16 protein-coding genes and 1 pseudogene are annotated in these 14,790 nt (G+C 60.3%); 15 read left to right on the top strand and 2 right to left on the bottom strand.

Annotated features, from left to right (window positions below):
- The first annotated feature begins 53 nt into the window (after nucleotides 1–53).
- The 13 genes from LOM8899_RS00080 to ureG all read left to right on the top strand — a co-directional run bounded on the left by LOM8899_RS00080 (nucleotide 54) and on the right by ureG (nucleotide 11,357).
- A complete protein-coding gene (locus tag LOM8899_RS00080) occupies nucleotides 54–1,634 on the top strand; it encodes a lysine--tRNA ligase (protein ID WP_093990137.1) in 1,581 nt (526 codons plus the stop codon).
- Nucleotides 1,635–1,746: 112 nt separating this feature from the next.
- Nucleotides 1,747–2,118 (top strand): DUF4864 domain-containing protein, encoded by a 372-nt coding sequence (locus tag LOM8899_RS00075; protein ID WP_245820386.1) that lies wholly within the window; start codon nucleotides 1,747–1,749, stop codon nucleotides 2,116–2,118.
- 255 nt (nucleotides 2,119–2,373) lie between these two features.
- Complete coding sequence (locus LOM8899_RS00070) at nucleotides 2,374–4,662, top strand: glycosyl hydrolase family 28-related protein (protein WP_093990136.1); 2,289 nt, start codon at nucleotides 2,374–2,376, stop codon at nucleotides 4,660–4,662.
- Nucleotides 4,663–4,952: 290 nt separating this feature from the next.
- On the top strand, nucleotides 4,953–5,720 hold the full coding sequence (locus LOM8899_RS00065; protein WP_503100226.1) for an urease accessory protein UreD: 768 nt from the start codon (nucleotides 4,953–4,955) through the stop codon (nucleotides 5,718–5,720).
- A gap of 3 nt (nucleotides 5,721–5,723) precedes the next feature.
- Nucleotides 5,724–6,026, top strand: a complete 303-nt coding sequence (locus tag LOM8899_RS00060) for an urease subunit gamma (protein WP_093990135.1) — start codon at nucleotides 5,724–5,726, stop codon at nucleotides 6,024–6,026.
- Between the two features lie 42 nt (nucleotides 6,027–6,068).
- Complete coding sequence (locus LOM8899_RS00055) at nucleotides 6,069–6,374, top strand: urease subunit beta (protein ID WP_093990134.1); 306 nt, start codon at nucleotides 6,069–6,071, stop codon at nucleotides 6,372–6,374.
- Nucleotides 6,375–6,399: 25 nt separating this feature from the next.
- On the top strand, nucleotides 6,400–6,783 hold the full coding sequence (locus tag LOM8899_RS00050; protein WP_093990133.1) for a lysozyme inhibitor LprI family protein: 384 nt from the start codon (nucleotides 6,400–6,402) through the stop codon (nucleotides 6,781–6,783).
- A 55-nt stretch (nucleotides 6,784–6,838) separates the two neighbouring features.
- On the top strand, nucleotides 6,839–8,599 hold the full coding sequence (gene ureC / locus LOM8899_RS00045; protein WP_093990132.1) for an urease subunit alpha: 1,761 nt from the start codon (nucleotides 6,839–6,841) through the stop codon (nucleotides 8,597–8,599).
- A 311-nt stretch (nucleotides 8,600–8,910) separates the two neighbouring features.
- Complete coding sequence (locus LOM8899_RS00040) at nucleotides 8,911–9,132, top strand: DUF1127 domain-containing protein (protein WP_133064950.1); 222 nt, start codon at nucleotides 8,911–8,913, stop codon at nucleotides 9,130–9,132.
- Between the two features lie 22 nt (nucleotides 9,133–9,154).
- Nucleotides 9,155–9,703 (top strand): urease accessory protein UreE, encoded by a 549-nt coding sequence (locus tag LOM8899_RS00035; RefSeq protein WP_093990130.1) that lies wholly within the window; start codon nucleotides 9,155–9,157, stop codon nucleotides 9,701–9,703.
- Entirely contained in the window at nucleotides 9,693–10,334 is a 642-nt protein-coding gene (locus LOM8899_RS00030; RefSeq protein ID WP_168770485.1) for an urease accessory protein UreF, read from the top strand. Before LOM8899_RS00035 ends, LOM8899_RS00030 begins: the two co-directional genes overlap by 11 nt.
- Nucleotides 10,331–10,741, top strand: coding sequence for a DUF3995 domain-containing protein (locus LOM8899_RS00025; protein ID WP_093990128.1), 411 nt, complete (start codon nucleotides 10,331–10,333; stop codon nucleotides 10,739–10,741). Before LOM8899_RS00030 ends, LOM8899_RS00025 begins: the two co-directional genes overlap by 4 nt.
- Before the next feature lies 1 nt (nucleotide 10,742).
- Entirely contained in the window at nucleotides 10,743–11,357 is a 615-nt protein-coding gene (ureG, locus tag LOM8899_RS00020) for an urease accessory protein UreG (protein ID WP_093990127.1), read from the top strand.
- On the opposite strand, the gene glpD is transcribed toward ureG, so the two are convergent.
- A complete protein-coding gene (glpD, locus tag LOM8899_RS00015; RefSeq protein WP_245820384.1) occupies nucleotides 11,354–12,916 on the bottom strand; it encodes a glycerol-3-phosphate dehydrogenase in 1,563 nt (520 codons plus the stop codon). The two genes, ureG and glpD, sit on opposite strands and share 4 nt — an antisense overlap.
- A 133-nt stretch (nucleotides 12,917–13,049) precedes the next feature.
- Here glpD and LOM8899_RS00010 point away from each other — a divergent pair, with 133 nt between their 5' ends.
- Nucleotides 13,050–13,808 (top strand): DeoR/GlpR family DNA-binding transcription regulator, encoded by a 759-nt coding sequence (locus LOM8899_RS00010; protein ID WP_093990125.1) that lies wholly within the window; start codon nucleotides 13,050–13,052, stop codon nucleotides 13,806–13,808.
- Here the strand turns inward: LOM8899_RS00010 and aroQ are convergent.
- Nucleotides 13,805–14,242, bottom strand: coding sequence for a type II 3-dehydroquinate dehydratase (aroQ, locus tag LOM8899_RS00005; protein WP_093991322.1), 438 nt, complete (start codon nucleotides 14,240–14,242; stop codon nucleotides 13,805–13,807). The two genes, LOM8899_RS00010 and aroQ, sit on opposite strands and share 4 nt — an antisense overlap.
- Nucleotides 14,243–14,539: 297 nt before the next feature.
- Between aroQ and LOM8899_RS23030 the strand changes: the two are divergent.
- A pseudogene (locus LOM8899_RS23030) lies at nucleotides 14,540–14,662 on the top strand (IS5/IS1182 family transposase); the annotation flags it as partial.
- Between the last annotated feature and the right edge of the window lie 128 nt (nucleotides 14,663–14,790).

The following is a 14,790-nucleotide window of genomic DNA, read 5'->3' as shown; positions in this document are numbered from 1 at the left end:
GGATGCACGCTTGAGATAGGGGCCATTCGCGGCCTGACCAAGGGGATACTGACATGGCGACACTACGTGACGCAGCGATGACGAGCAAAGCATGGCCTTTCGAAGAGGCGCGCGCATTGCTCAAACGCTATGAAAAGGCCCCGCCGGAGAAGGGCCATGTCTTGTTCGAGACAGGTTACGGTCCTTCCGGTTTGCCCCATATCGGCACCTTTGGCGAAGTGCTGCGCACGACGATGATCCGCCGTGCGTTCGAGGTGATCTCGGATATCCCGACACGTCTGATCTGCTTTTCCGACGATCTCGACGGAATGCGCAAGGTGCCGAGCAATGTGCCCAATCCCGAGGCGCTGAAGGAGCATCTGCAGCGTCCGCTGACCAGCGTGCCCGATCCGTTTGGCACCCATGAGAGCTTTGGCCATCACAACAACGCCATGCTGCGCCGCTTTCTCGATACGTTCGGATTCGAATACGAGTTCATCAGTGCGCAGGAGTTCTACGCCTCGGGCCAGTTCGATCCGATCCTGCTGCGCGCGACCGAGCGTTATGACCAGATCATGGAAGTGATGCTCAAATCACTGCGCGACGAGCGTCGGGAAACCTATTCGATTTTCCTGCCGATCCATCCAGAGACCGGTCGGGTGCTTTATGTTCCGATGAAAAACGTCGATGCGACGAACGGCACGATCACTTTTGACGATGAGGACGGGCAGGAAATGACTCTGCCGGTCACCGGCGGCAATGTGAAATTCCAGTGGAAACCGGATTTCGGTGCCCGTTGGGCCGCTCTCGGCGTCGATTTCGAGATGTACGGCAAGGACCACTCCACGAACACACCGATATACGACCGGATTTGCGAGCTTCTCGGTGGCCGTAAGCCCAACCACTTCACCTACGAGCTGTTCCTCGACGAGGAAGGCCGGAAGATCAGCAAGTCCAGCGGCAATGGTCTGACGATCGACGAATGGCTGACCTATGCGGCGACCGACAGCCTGAGCTACTTCATGTTTCTCAAGCCCAAGACCGCCAAGCGGATGCATTTCGATGTCATTCCCAAGATGGTGGATGAGTATCATCAGCAGTTGCGCGCCTATGCGGGCCAGGATGCGGCTCAGAGGCTCGCCAATCCCGTGTTCCACATCCATGGACACAATGTTCCATCCAGCGACATGGTGGTGCCGTTCGCGATGTTGCTCAATCTCGCGTCGGTCAGCGGGGCCGAGGACAAGGAGACACTCTGGGGGTTCATCCGGCGCTATGCACCGGAGGCGACTGCGGAAACTCATCCCGGCCTTGATGCGGCGGCTGGTTTCGCGGTCCGCTACTATCATGACTTCGTTAAACCCAAAAAGACCTACCGAAGTGCCGACGACAAGGAACGTGCCGCCATGGAAGACATGTTGGCGCAACTCAAGGCGTGGGACGGCGAGGCAGATCCAGAGGCGCTTCAGAGCATGGTGTTCGCCGTCGGCAAGTCGCACGGTTTCGAACCGCTGCGCAGTTGGTTCAAGGCGCTCTACGAGGTCTTGCTGGGGGCGTCCGAAGGCCCGCGCTTTGGCGGATTTATCGCGCTTTACGGCATCCCTGAAAGCATCAAGTTGATCGAGGCAGGGCTGGCAGGAGAGCTGTCAGCCTGAACCTCATCGGAGAATTTTGAAACTGATTGCCGGTTTCACCCGTATCTTGTTTGTGATTGGGCAAACCGGAGGCGGAACGATGCGTGCATTTCTATTGTCTTTGACCTTGTTGATGACTGTGGCTTTAAGCGCCACCGCGCAGGACAGGGGCGCTATCGAGGACACGATCGGCAGTCAGCTTGAGGCCTTCAACAACCGCGATATCGAGGGTGCATGGCAATATGCCAGCCCGATGATCCAAGGTATGTTCGGCACTCCGCAAAACTTCGGCATGATGGTCCAGCAGGGCTATCCGATGGTTTGGGACAATTCCGATGTTCGGTATCTGGAGTTGCGCGAAATCTCGGGCCGGTTGTGGCAAAAGGTCATGCTGCGGGATGAGCGGGGCGGCCTGCACGTTCTGGACTATCAGATGATCGAGACCGACGCGGGCTGGCAGATCAACGGCGTGTCGATTTTGCCTGCTCCGGACATTGGTGTCTGACACCGTCGGAAGTCAGGTCGGCTGCACCTGTGAGAGCATGCCTCGTGCCGTTGCATCGTCTTGTTGCGTCTTGACGGTTTGTGCCGTGACGGTGCTCTAGGAGCCGTTTTACCTCTTCCCCGTATTCCTTTCGTCGTGGTCCAGAGTGCGCAGAAGCGCGCTTGGGGCAGAGCGGGATCTGCCGGGCGGAGCCGGGTGAGGGGGGCATTCGCCCCGTGACCTCCCCGTCTTCGCCCCGCGTTGAAAGGGTTAAGGATGAACAAAGCGATTACGGACGGCCTCGTGTTGATGCCCCCACCTTTTGCCGATGGGCTGGGCGTCTGGTCGAGCGGCAACGGAACACCCGGCTCGGATACCTATGCCGGCTCCGGAACGGGCTCCTTCGTGTCTGCCGATCAGGATTTCGGCGGTTGCCTTGAAATTCTGAAGTCGAGCTCGACCACCAAGCTGCGTTATATGGGCGAGACCGATATTCTGCCCGGCTGCTATTTGCGAGTAACGGCGCGTGTCAAAGCGGTATCCGGTGCTTTGCCATCGGTGCGCATCGCCGGTTGGCCGGGGCAGGCCAACAACACGGTTCTGAGCGGTGTCGTGGTCTCGGGCCCATCCACTCTTCTGACCACCTACGGCGAAGTCGTCGAGGTCAGCGCAATCATCGGCACCGGCAATCGCAATGGTGTGGATATGGTCTGGAACGGTGCCGCGTACGGGCATCTTGGATTGGACCTGACCGGCGCAAATGGCGGTGTTGTCCGCGTCGATGACATCGTCGTCGAAGACGTGACCAGCGTCTTTGTCCGGGATTTGATCGGGATGGTCGATGTTCGCGACTATGGCGCCATCGGCGACGGGATCGCAAACGACGCAGCAGCTTTCGAAGCGGCCGATGCCGCAGCCGATGGTCGCGAAGTGCTGGTGTCGGCCGGGACATACTACCTCGGCAATGACGTCACATTCCAAAGCCAGGTCCGGTTTGAAGGCACCGTCACTCAGCCGGCGGCAAACCGTTTCATCCTGCAGCGCAATTATGATTTCCAGACCTATCTGGATGCATTCGGCAACGAGGAAATGGCCTTCAAGAAGGCGTTTCAAGCCCTGTTGAATTTCTCGGACCACGACTCGCTTGATCTCGGGGGGCGACGGATCGGGTTGTCCGCGCCTGTTGACATGCAGGCCGCCGATCCCAGCCGGACGACCTTTGCGACGCGCAGGGTCATCCGCAATGGCCAGTTGCAGCCGATCGAGGGGTCGGCGTGGACGCCAACAGTCATCACTTCGCAGGCAACCTATTCGGCCTCGTCCGGGCTCACATTGTCGAATGTCACGAACATCGCCAATATCAAAGTGGGGTCGTTGGTCACTGGCAGCGGCGTCGGCAGGGAGGTGTATGTTCGCGAAGTGAATCTGGCGCAGCAGCGCATCACGCTGAGCGCGGAGCTCTACGATGCCGAAGGCACTCAGCAATTCACCTTCACCCGGTTCAAATATCTGCTCGATTTTTCCGGGTTCGCCGATCTGAGCCAGTTCGTGATCCAGAACGTCGAATTCCAATGCAACGGCATTTCCAGCGGCATCCTGTTGGCGCCGCAGGGGCTGACGTTTCACCTGAGCGACTGCTTCATCACAAAGCCCAAGGATCGAGGCTTGTCGTCGCCCGGCTCCGGTTGTCAGGGGATGATGCTCGATCGTTGCAATTGGCAGTCCAACGAGCAATCGCTCACGGTCGAACAGCGCACCACCGTCGGGTTCAACTGCAATGCCAATGACGTCAAGATCCGTGACAACCGCGCGGTCATGTTCAAACATTGGGGCGTCGTCGGCGGATCGGGCACGATGATTACCGGCAATCACTGGTTTGGCGGCGACGAGGCCTCGAACGGCGTGCGCAACGGGGGCATTATCTTTACCCAGCCAAACAACAAGACGGTGATCACAGGCAACTATATCGACAACAACTTTGTCGAATGGACCAATGAACACGACGCTTCGCCTGCACTTGGCAATCAGTTTTCCTTTGGCGGAATGACGATCACCGGCAATATCTTTACCGCCAATGATGTCGCCACATGGTTCAACTGGATCGTGATCAAGCCATATGGTCCCGGTCACTTCATCCACGGCTTCAGTGTAGTGAGCAACGTGTTCCGGACCATCAACGGCAATATCGACAGGGTTGAATCGGTGGATACGACCTTCGCCGATCTGGATTTCGGTCGCATGAGGGCGATCGAATTCCGCAGCAACGTGTTTCACGGTATCGACGAGGAAGCGCGCAATCCGGTGTCGATCACCCATTCCGAGGCCACCGCCGAACAGGTCTGGATCGTCGATAGCGACCCGCTCCTGCCGTTCCGCGGGCGGGCGCGGTCCATCGAATCTGTCGTTCCCGTGGATCGGTTGACCGCATCGAATGGTGATTTGATGTATGAGGCCCCATGGGTGGATAACGAGTATGGTGATACGCGTCGCGAATTCCGCGTCGTGTTCAAGACGCCGGTCTCCGGCACCATTCGGGCCAGCGTGCGGATGGATAATCCACTCTGATCGGGCCTTCGGAGGCGCTCTCCGGACGATCGACGACTACCAGAGGGGGCTTCGGCCCCCTTTTCGTTTTCGCCACATCATACGTTTGCCCATGTTTTGGGCATATGGCGTCAAGTCCATCAGAATTCGGCCCCCGAAATCTGGGGTTCTGTGGTCAACCCTTGCCGGAACCGTCAGTTTGGCCGAGCAGAGCACTGTCGCTCGCCAGATGACCGAGGCCCACCCTGACCCTATATACGGACATCGTCAAAACGCCCCATGCGCCGCCGCCGCAGCGTGCGGTCGGGGAATTGTCGGTTTCGGTGACCGCTGGCAACCGTCTGTCAGGATTGCGCCAACAGGGATCTTTGAAGGCACTGTTCCCGAGGGTTCCGCCGAGGGCACCCCTCGAGGCCGTCTTTCTCAACACGTCCGGCGGCCTGACCGGCGGCGACAAGATGCGGATCGCGGCGGAAGCCCGCGAAGGCGCGCACCTCACCGTGTCCAGCCAAGCCGCGGAGCGTGTCTACCGTGCTCCGCCGGGGCCGGATGCAGAGGTGGATGTGACCCTGAAGATCGGGGCTGGTTCCCGTATCGACTGGCTTCCTCAAGAGACGATCATCTTTGACGGTGGGGCGGTATCGCGTCGGATGACGATCGATATCGCTGACGGGGCCAAGGCACTCGTCCTGGAGCCGGTAATTCTTGGGCGCGAGGCAATGGGCGAAACCTTGCGGGAGGCCCGTTTCCGGGACCGCTGGACGCTGAGGCGGGAGGGCCGGGTCGTCTTTGCGGACGCACTTCGTCTGGACGGCGATCCGACGGCGCTGATGCGGCGCCCCGGAATTGCAGGCGGTGCGCGGGCATGGGCCAGCATCCTTTTCGCAGCTGCGGACGCCGAAGCTCGTGTTCAGCCACTGCGCGATCTTATCGGCCGTGCCGGCGGTGTCAGTCTGATCCGCGATAACATTCTGTTTGCTCGTATTCTTGCACCCGACGGTTACGATCTCCGTCGGGTTCTGATTCCGGTCGTGGAGCGGCTCTCCGGAGCCGCTTTGCCAAAAGTTTGGAGGCTTTGAGAGATGCAATTGACCCCACGTGAGAAGGACAAGCTTCTCGTTGCACTGGCCGCGGAAGTGGCCCGCAAACGGCTGGCGAGAGGCGTGAAGCTGAACCATCCCGAAGCGATTGCCCTGATCACGGATGCGGTGGTCGAGGGCGCGCGTGACGGCCGCTCGGTTGCCGATATGATGGAGGCCGGCGCGCAAGTGATCACAGCGGACCAATGCATGGAAGGTGTTCCCGAGATGATCCACGAAGTGCAGGTCGAGGCCACGTTTCCGGATGGTACGAAGCTGGTGACCGTGCACCAGCCGATCCGTTAGGGCATTGAGTTTGTTTGCCAAGATGAAGCAGGAGGCAGGACGATGATCCCAGGTGAAATAATGGTCGCCGATGGCGATCTCGAATTGAACGCCGGTCGTGACGCCATTGTGTTGATGGTGGCCAATACCGGCGATCGACCGGTGCAGGTGGGCTCACATTACCATTTTGCGGAGACGAATCCTGCGCTTGATTTCGATCGCGCCGCCGCACGAGGGCGCCGCTTGGACATTGCGGCGGGCACCGCCGTGCGTTTCGAGCCGGGCCAGCGGCGCGAGGTGGCACTGATCGAATTCGCAGGCGGGCGCGAGATCTTCGGCTTCAATGCGAAAGTGATGGGACCGCTTTGATCCCGGCGATTTGAGGAGTGAAACGATGACTGGCAAGGCATCAGCACTGGTCGCGGTGTTTGTAGCGGGGCTCGGACTATCCGCCAATCCCGCTCAGGCCCAGCGCACAAATTGTTCCAACCTTCAAACTCAGATGCAGATGAACGACTGCAGCTATGACAACTGGGAAACCGCGGACGCGGAGTTGAACCGCCTGTGGCGCATCCTCAAGCCCGCGGCCGACGCACGAGGACAGGGAGCGGCTCTGTTGCGCCAGCAGCGCGCGTGGCTCGCGGAACGCGACCGTCGTTGCGAGGCGGAGCGCGACCAATTCGCCGGCGGCAGCATCGCCCCTCAGGTCTACTGGACCTGCATGGAGGCCCGCACACTGGAGCGCAATCGCGAGTTCCGCACGATGCTTGGCCAGTAATTAACAATACGCAGTTCAATGCCCGCCCCTTCAGGTCGGGTTCAGGAGAGAGACAATGGCAACCCGTATTTCCCGGCGTGACTACGCGGCAATGTTCGGTCCAACAGTTGGTGACAAGGTGCGCCTTGCCGATACGGAATTGGTGATCGAGGTGGAGCGCGATCTGACCGCCGAGGCGGTCGGCGCCGCGTTCAGCGGCGGCTCTGGGCAGAATGCCGCGGTCTATGGCGAAGAGGTCAAGTTCGGCGGCGGCAAAGTGATCCGCGACGGCATGGGGCAGAGCCAGATCACCCGCGCCGCCGGCGCCGTCGATACGGTCATCACCAATGCCCTGATCGTCGACTGGACCGGTGTGATCAAGGCCGATGTCGGCCTTAAGGACGGCCGCATCGTCGGGATCGGCAAGGCGGGAAACCCGGACACTCAACCGGGCGTGAACATCATCGTAGGCCCCGGCACGGAGGCGATCGCCGGTGAGGGCCGTATTCTGACCGCCGGGGGCATCGACAGCCACATTCATTTCATCTGCCCCCAGCAGATCGACGATGCCCTGCACTCGGGCCTGACCACGATGATCGGCGGCGGCACCGGGCCTGCGCATGGCACGCTGGCCACGACCTGCACCCCCGGTCCTTGGCATCTGGGCCGGATGATGCAGGCGGCGGACGGTTTTGCCATGAACCTGATGTTTGCCGGCAAGGGCAACGCATCCCGCCCCGAAGCATTGGTGGAGCAGGTGCTTGGCGGGGCCGCCTGTCTGAAGCTGCACGAGGATTGGGGCACCACGCCGGCGGCGATCGACTGCTGTCTGTCTGTTGCAGACGACATGGACGTGCAGGTCATGATCCATACCGACACCCTCAACGAAAGCGGTTTCGTCGAGAACACGGTCGGGGCGATGAAGGGCCGCACCATCCATGCCTTCCATACCGAGGGTGCTGGCGGTGGTCATGCGCCGGACATCATCAAGATCTGCGGCGAAGAGCATGTTCTGCCATCCTCGACCAACCCGACCCGGCCCTATACCGTCAATACGGTAGACGAGCATTTGGACATGCTCATGGTTTGCCACCACCTCGACAAATCGATCCCCGAAGACGTGGCTTTTGCGGAAAGCCGTATCCGTCGCGAGACGATCGCGGCCGAGGATATTCTGCATGATATGGGTGCCTTCAGCATCATCGCGTCGGACAGTCAGGCGATGGGCCGGGTGGGCGAAGTGATCATCCGCACTTGGCAGACCGCGCACAAGATGCGCGTGCAACGGGGACGCTTGGCAGAAGAGACCGGCCAGAATGACAATTTCCGGGTCCGCCGCTATATCGCCAAATACACGATCAACCCGGCTCTGGCCCACGGCATCAGCCATGAGGTCGGCAGCATCGAGGTGGGCAAGCGCGCGGACCTCGTCCTGTGGAACCCGGCCTTCTTCGGGGTAAAACCTGAGATGGTTCTGATGGGGGGCACCATCGTCTGCGCTCAGATGGGCGATCCCAACGCGTCGATCCCGACACCCCAGCCTGTCTACACTCGGCCGATGTTCGGTGCTTTCGGGCGATCGGTCGAGCGGTCTTCGGTGACGTTCGTCAGCGCGGCGGCCCATGCGGAGGGGATCGGCGGGACCTTGGGCCTCGCAAAGGACACCGTGCCGGTTCAAGGCACCCGGACGGTCAGCAAACGCGACCTGAAGCTCAACGACGCGCTGCCGCATGTCGAGGTGAACCCGGAGACCTACGAGGTCCGCGCGGATGGAGAGTTGCTCACCTGCGCTCTTGCAGAGGTTCTTCCGATGGCGCAGCGGTATTTCATGTTTTGAGACCCGCTCGAGCGAGCCGTTGTTCATGCAAGAGATAGCGCGTTATCGAACGGGTCGATGGATGCAGCACGCGGTAGCGAATGGATGGTCGGTCGACCTTGTCTTGTGGACACTGTCGGTCCAGATCGACGGCGGCGGCGGAGTTGGATAGACTAGGGGTGCCCCAAGCGAGCCGAAGCGCAACCAATACCGGCATGGGTTGCATTTCATGCAGAGCGGATATGCCCAGACGGTGTCTTGTTTTGGGTCCGCACAAGGACGATGTTAGAGCCAAGGGAGGAAGCGACACGTGAAATCACATGGAGTTTCCAATGACATACGCAGATATCACTTCCGGCCGCCCCAACGTTTGGGCTGCAATCTCCGCTCCGTTCCGCGCCATCGGCCGGGGCCTTGTGTTCATGGCAGAGAACAACAGCCGGATGGAAGCCGTGCGTCGTCTCAACGAGTTGACCGATGCCGAGCTGGAAGCCAAGGGCACCGACCGGGTCGCCGAAGTGCGCCGCATCTTCGCATCGGTTGGCGCGATCTAAGACCCACTTTGGTCGTGGCGACATGAGTGTCGCCCCGACATTGAAGGCGCACGAGGTCCGCAGTCTTGCAGAAGGCGAGACTTGCGCAGACCATGTCGTGCTGACCTACGAAGACCGACTGATCCGGCGCAAGCGTTTGAGCTGCGCGTCCGGTCAACACCTGATGGTCGACCTGCCAAAGACAATCGGTCTCGACGAGACGACCGTTTTGGTCACGACTTCGGGTCAACTTATCGGCGTCAAGGCGGCGGACGAAGACTTGCTCGAAGTCTCTGGCCACCTCGCTCATCTTGCTTGGCACATCGGCAACCGCCACACGCCCTGTGAGATCACTGACAGCCGTATCGTGATCCGGGCCGAGAAGGTCATGTCCGAGATGCTGATCGGTCTCGGAGCAACAGTGACGCCAATGCGAGGTCCGTTCCGCCCCGGTGGCGGCGCCTATGGGCACGGTCGTACGATGGGCCATAGCCACGGCCCCGACGACGGTCACGGCCATCAGCATGATCACCATCACGATCATACGCATTCGCATGATCACTCTCATGGCGATCACAGCCATGAACACTGACGCTCTCCTGACGATGACACAGTGGTTGTCGCCCTCCTATCCGGTGGGCGGATTCGCGTGGTCACATGGACTCGAAATGGCGATTGCCGATGGTCTTGTCTCGGATCAATCGAGCCTGACTGATTGGTTGAGCGCCGTGCTGGAGCATGGCGCCGGGCGTACCGATGCGATCCTTCTGGGCCTTGCGCACCGGTCGTCGCCGGACGAGCTTTCGGACATTGCCGATCTCGCAGAGGCGCTCTCGCCTTCGGCGGAACGTCGCGGCGAGACGATGGGGCAGGGGGCGGCCTTTGCGACAACCACCCGCGCTGTCTGGGGGCTGGATGTGCCGGATATGCCCTATCCGGTGGCGATCGGTAGGGCGGCCGGTCTGATAGGCCTGCCCGCGACGCCTGTCGCTCAGGTGCTGCTGCAAGCCATGACATCCAATCTCGTGCAAGCCGCGCAAAGGCTCATGCCGCTCGGGCAGACCAAGGGGCAGATCGTGCTGGCCCAGCTCAGCCCGCTATGCGGGGCAATCGCAGCAGAAGCGGTGGAATTGGAAGCCGATGACATCGGCAGCGCCGCGTTCGCGGTCGATATCACCTCGATGCGGCACGAAACACAGAGCCCAAGGTTGTTTCGGTCATGATCGTCGTGGCGCTTCTCCTCAATGTCGCCCTGTTGGTCGTGGCGTCCTTGCATCTGATGTGGGCACTCGGGGTGTGGTTCCCGATCAGGGACGAAGAGCGTCTGGTCGCCATGGTTGTCGGATTGCGTGGCGAGACTCGCATGCCCGGACCGATCCCATGTGCATTGGTCGTTGCCGGACTGACCATTGCCGCAGGGCTGCCTTGGATCGCCGATGGTCCGATCAAGCAGGCCGGGCTCATTGTGGCGGCAACGGTGTTTCTTGTGCGGGGCATTCTGCCGTTCCGCCCGTTCTGGCGGAAATTGACCCCGCAAGAACCCTTCGCGACTCTCGATCGAAAACTCTACGGTCCACTTTGTCTTGTGTTTTCCGCTGGCTTCGCACTCATCGCTTGGAAAGGAATCTGAGTTGGCATTATCACCACACGGGCCTTTGAAGGTCGGCATTGGCGGTCCTGTTGGCGCGGGCAAGACAACGCTGACCGCCGCCTTGGCGCGCCACCTCAAAGAGCGGTTGAGCCTCGCGGTGATCACCAACGACATCTACACGCAAGAGGACGCCGAGGCGCTCATGCGGATGCAGATCTTGCCGGCAGATCGGGTCATGGGGGTCGAGACGGGCGGGTGTCCGCATACGGCGATCCGGGAAGACGCCTCCATCAATCTGTCCGCCGTCGCGACGCTGCGCGATCGCCACGCCGATTTGGACCTGATCTTGATCGAGAGCGGTGGAGACAATTTGTCAGCCACATTTTCCCCGGAACTCGCGGATGTGACGATCTATGTGATCGACGTCGCCGCCGGTGAAGAAATACCGCGCAAAGGCGGTCCGGCCATCACGCGGTCGGACATCCTGGTGATCAACAAGACCGATTTGGCCCCCTATGTAGGGGCATCGCTCGAGGTTATGGCGCGAGATGCAGCCCGGATGCGGGGCGAGCGCCCGGTGATTTTCTCCAGCTTGCGCAACGAAAAGGGGATCACCGAAATCGCCGATCTCCTGGCCGAAATAGGCGGGCTCTAGGCTGCGACCATCCAGGTATCGAGCGCCGCGATCTGCTCGGCTGTCATCCGCAGGCCGAGCTTGTTGCGGCGCCAGACCACGTCCTCGGCCCGCTGTGCGAATTCATGGGTCATCAGCCAGCGCACTTCGGTTTCAGTGAGCGTCGCGCCGAAATCCCGCCCGAGGTCGGCGGCGGTCTGAGCGTCGCCCAGCAAGATCTTGGCATCTGTTCCATAGGCTTTGATCAGGCGCTTTGCCCAGCGGTCCGTCAGAAATGGATAGTCCTTGGCCAGAGCATCGATCTGATCCTGCACACCCGTCACGGGAAAATCGCCACCGGGCAGGGGCACGCCGGCGGTCCAGCCGGCGGACTTGCCGCCGATCAGAGGCACGATCTTGTCCATCGCGTGTTCGGCCAGCCGTCGATACGTGGTGATCTTGCCACCAAAGATATTAAGGACCGGCGCCCCGGCGGATTGGTCGATCTTGAGCGTGTAGTCGCGAGTGGCGGCGGTCGCCGAGGTGGCGCCGTCGTCATAGAGGGGGCGCACGCCGGAATAGCTCCAGATGATATCGTCGGGGGTGACGGGGCGCTCAAAGTATTCGCTGGCAAAGGCGCAGAGATAGTCCTTCTCGGCGTCGGTGCAGATCGGTGTCTGGTCGGGGTCTTCTTGCTCGTGGTCGGTCGTGCCGATTAGGGTGTAATCGGTTTCATAGGGAATCGCGAAAATGATCCGTCCGTCCGTGCCTTGGAAGAAGTAGCATTTGTCGTGGTCGAACAAGCGTTTGGTCACGATGTGGCTGCCTCGGACCAAGCGGACGTCCTCGCGGGAATTGAGCCGGGCCTTGTGGTGTATGATATCGCCGACCCACGGGCCGGCGGCGTTCACCAGCATCCGGGCTTGTATGGTTTGCGTCCCATCCGGGCCGTCGAGGGTGACAGACCAGATCCCGTCTTGCTGGGTCGCGGCGGTGACCTTTGTCCGGGTCATGATCCTTGCGCCCCGTTGCGCCGCGTCGCGGGCGTTCAACGCGACCAATCGTGCGTCTTCGATCCAGCAATCGGAATACTCATAGGCGAGGCGAAACTTGGATTTCAGCGGTGCGCCTTCCGGCGTGTTGGTCAGATCGAGCTTGGCTGTCCCGGGCAGGATTTGGCGACCGCCCAAAGTGTCGTAGAGAAACAGGCCAAAGCGGATCAGCCACGTGGGACGGCGTCCTTTCATCCATGGCATGACCGTGTTGAGAAGGCGACTGGTCGGGGTGGTGCTTTCGAACCGCATGTCCTTGTGCATCGGCAGCACAAACCGCATCGGCCAGCTTATGTGGGGCATCGCCCGCAGGAGCGTCTCCCGTTCGAGAAGCGCCTCGCGAACCAGACGAAACTCGAAATACTCCAGATAGCGCAGGCCGCCGTGGAACAGCTTGGTCGATGCGGAGGACGTTGCTGACGCCAGATCGTTCATCTCGGCCAATGCGATCGACAGGCCGCGACCGGATGCGTCGCGCGCGATGCCGCAGCCGTTGATTCCGCCGCCAATGACAAAGATATCAAGTTGTTCGCTGCTTGCGTCCGTCACGGTGTCAAATTCCTTCGTTTCTGTGCCTTTCGTGTCATAAATCATCTTCGGAGCAAAGGCGAATGTTCGTTATGGCGCGAAAATGTTCGCTTGGGCTGGTCAAATGATCGAACGTCACGGTAAAACCGCAGGCATGAGCCAGAAGTTCCGCCACCCAGAGATCATCGAAATGGCCCGGCAAGAGGGCAAGGTTACCGTCGAGGGGCTGGCGGCGCACTTTGGCGTCACGCTTCAGACCATCCGCCGCGACCTGACCGAACTGGCCGAGGCCGGGGCATTGGCGCGCGTGCACGGCGGTGCCGTGCTTCCCTCTGGCACGTCAAACATCGGCTATGAAGATCGGCGTGTGCTTAATGAGGCCGGAAAACGCAGAATGGGGGATGTCTGTGCGCGCTTGATCCCGAATGGTGCGTCAGTGTTTCTCAACATCGGGACGACGACCGAGGCCGTCGCACGGGCGTTGGTGCAGCATCGCGATCTTCTGGTGGTGACCAACAACATGAACGTCGCCAGCATCCTGACGCCGCACCCGGCCTGTGAATTGATCCTTGCAGGAGGGCAGCTGCGGCGGGCTGACGGCGGGCTGACCGGCAACCTGGCGGTTCAATCCATCAGGGCCTTCAAATTCGACCTAGCCGTCATCGGCTGTTCTGCCCTCGACGCGGATGGCGACTTGCTCGATTTCGATATCGCGGAGGTCGGTGTCAGCCAAGCCATTATCGAGCAGTCGCGGAAGACCATCCTCGTGGCGGATCATTCCAAGTTTCAACGCTCCGCCCCGGCGCGTATCGCATCGCTCAAAGCGATCGATGTGTTCGTCACCGACCGGGTTCTGCCGACGCCGCTCGCCGACAAATGCCGCGACTGGCAGACGCACGTGATCGTGGCCTAGGTCAGCAACGTCCCCATCCGTTCGACCGCGAGAGCGTATCCCTGGACGCCAAATCCGGCGATGACGCCTTCGGCCCGCGAAGACACAAAGGAATGATGCCGAAACGCCTCGCGCTTGTGAATATTGGAAATGTGGACTTCGAGCACCGGGCCCTCAAAGGTGTTGAGCGCGTCTAGGATGGCGATGGACGTATGGCTGAGTGCTCCGGGATTGATGATGATCCCCTCTGACGTCTCGCGGGCGGCGTGGATCCAGTCAACTATCTGCCCTTCCCAATTGGATTGCAGCATCGTGACGACCAATCCATGCCGTGCGGCCGCGGTCGAGCAATCCGCCTCTACATCCGCCAAGGTGTCATGGCCGTAAATCTCTGGCTGTCGCTTGCCCAGCAGATTCAGGTTGGGTCCGTTCAGGATCGTGATCAGTTTGCTCATGGTGCCTCGCTCCGTTGCGCGGATCATTCGCGAACCGGGCGGTGTTTGGCAAGGGTGCCGAGAGGATTTACCCAATCGCTGCGGGCCTTTGGCTTCACTGCATCAAGGTGTAGGGGAAAGTTGGTGCGGTCGGTGCGGACCGACATGTCGTTCTTAACATTTTTTCATGTCTACGATATCTCGCTGATATAGAAGCATTATGTGTGACGAGGCGTATTATTTCGTCTGTCTTCATTCACTACGGTCAGGAACCATTGATGTCCGGCTAGCGGCATGGTTCACATTTGAAAATGAGCGGTGAACTCGTCTGATCTTTTCGGGTTGACGGATGCTCAGATTGCGCGTCTGGCGCATTTCTTGCCTAAGCCCCACGGCAAGCCACGCGTCGATGACAGGCGCGTATTGATTGGGATTGTCTTCAGGTAGCGTCCGTCAAGGTGGTTTAAATTGTGAGATGGCCTGAGGGCATGATCAGGCGGTTTTTTTTGGCAATGCTGAGAATTGGGTCGATCTCCTCCGTGTCGATCTGGGCGAAAGCCTCGACCATC

Source organism: Flavimaricola marinus (assembly GCF_900184895.1).
Lineage (GTDB): Bacteria > Pseudomonadota > Alphaproteobacteria > Rhodobacterales > Rhodobacteraceae > Flavimaricola > Flavimaricola marinus.
This window is presented reverse-complemented; position numbering and strand designations above follow the sequence as displayed.

Bases quoted from the DNA above. Each gene is read 5' to 3' on its own strand.
- LOM8899_RS00075 (WP_245820386.1), top strand. From the start codon at position 1,747: ATGACTGTGGCTTTAAGCGCCACCGCGCAGGACAGGGGCGCTATCGAG.
- LOM8899_RS00055 (WP_093990134.1), top strand. From the start codon at position 6,069: ATGATCCCAGGTGAAATAATGGTCGCCGATGGCGATCTCGAATTGAAC.
- LOM8899_RS00035 (WP_093990130.1), top strand. From the start codon at position 9,155: ATGAGTGTCGCCCCGACATTGAAGGCGCACGAGGTCCGCAGTCTTGCA.
- LOM8899_RS00080 (WP_093990137.1), top strand. From the start codon at position 54: ATGGCGACACTACGTGACGCAGCGATGACGAGCAAAGCATGGCCTTTC.
- aroQ (WP_093991322.1), bottom strand. From the start codon at position 14,242: ATGAGCAAACTGATCACGATCCTGAACGGACCCAACCTGAATCTGCTG.
- LOM8899_RS00025 (WP_093990128.1), top strand. From the start codon at position 10,331: ATGATCGTCGTGGCGCTTCTCCTCAATGTCGCCCTGTTGGTCGTGGCG.
- LOM8899_RS00050 (WP_093990133.1), top strand. From the start codon at position 6,400: ATGACTGGCAAGGCATCAGCACTGGTCGCGGTGTTTGTAGCGGGGCTC.
- LOM8899_RS00060 (WP_093990135.1), top strand. From the start codon at position 5,724: ATGCAATTGACCCCACGTGAGAAGGACAAGCTTCTCGTTGCACTGGCC.
- ureC (WP_093990132.1), top strand. From the start codon at position 6,839: ATGGCAACCCGTATTTCCCGGCGTGACTACGCGGCAATGTTCGGTCCA.
- LOM8899_RS00040 (WP_133064950.1), top strand. From the start codon at position 8,911: ATGACATACGCAGATATCACTTCCGGCCGCCCCAACGTTTGGGCTGCA.
- LOM8899_RS00010 (WP_093990125.1), top strand. From the start codon at position 13,050: ATGAGCCAGAAGTTCCGCCACCCAGAGATCATCGAAATGGCCCGGCAA.
- LOM8899_RS00070 (WP_093990136.1), top strand. From the start codon at position 2,374: ATGAACAAAGCGATTACGGACGGCCTCGTGTTGATGCCCCCACCTTTT.
- LOM8899_RS00030 (WP_168770485.1), top strand. From the start codon at position 9,693: ATGAACACTGACGCTCTCCTGACGATGACACAGTGGTTGTCGCCCTCC.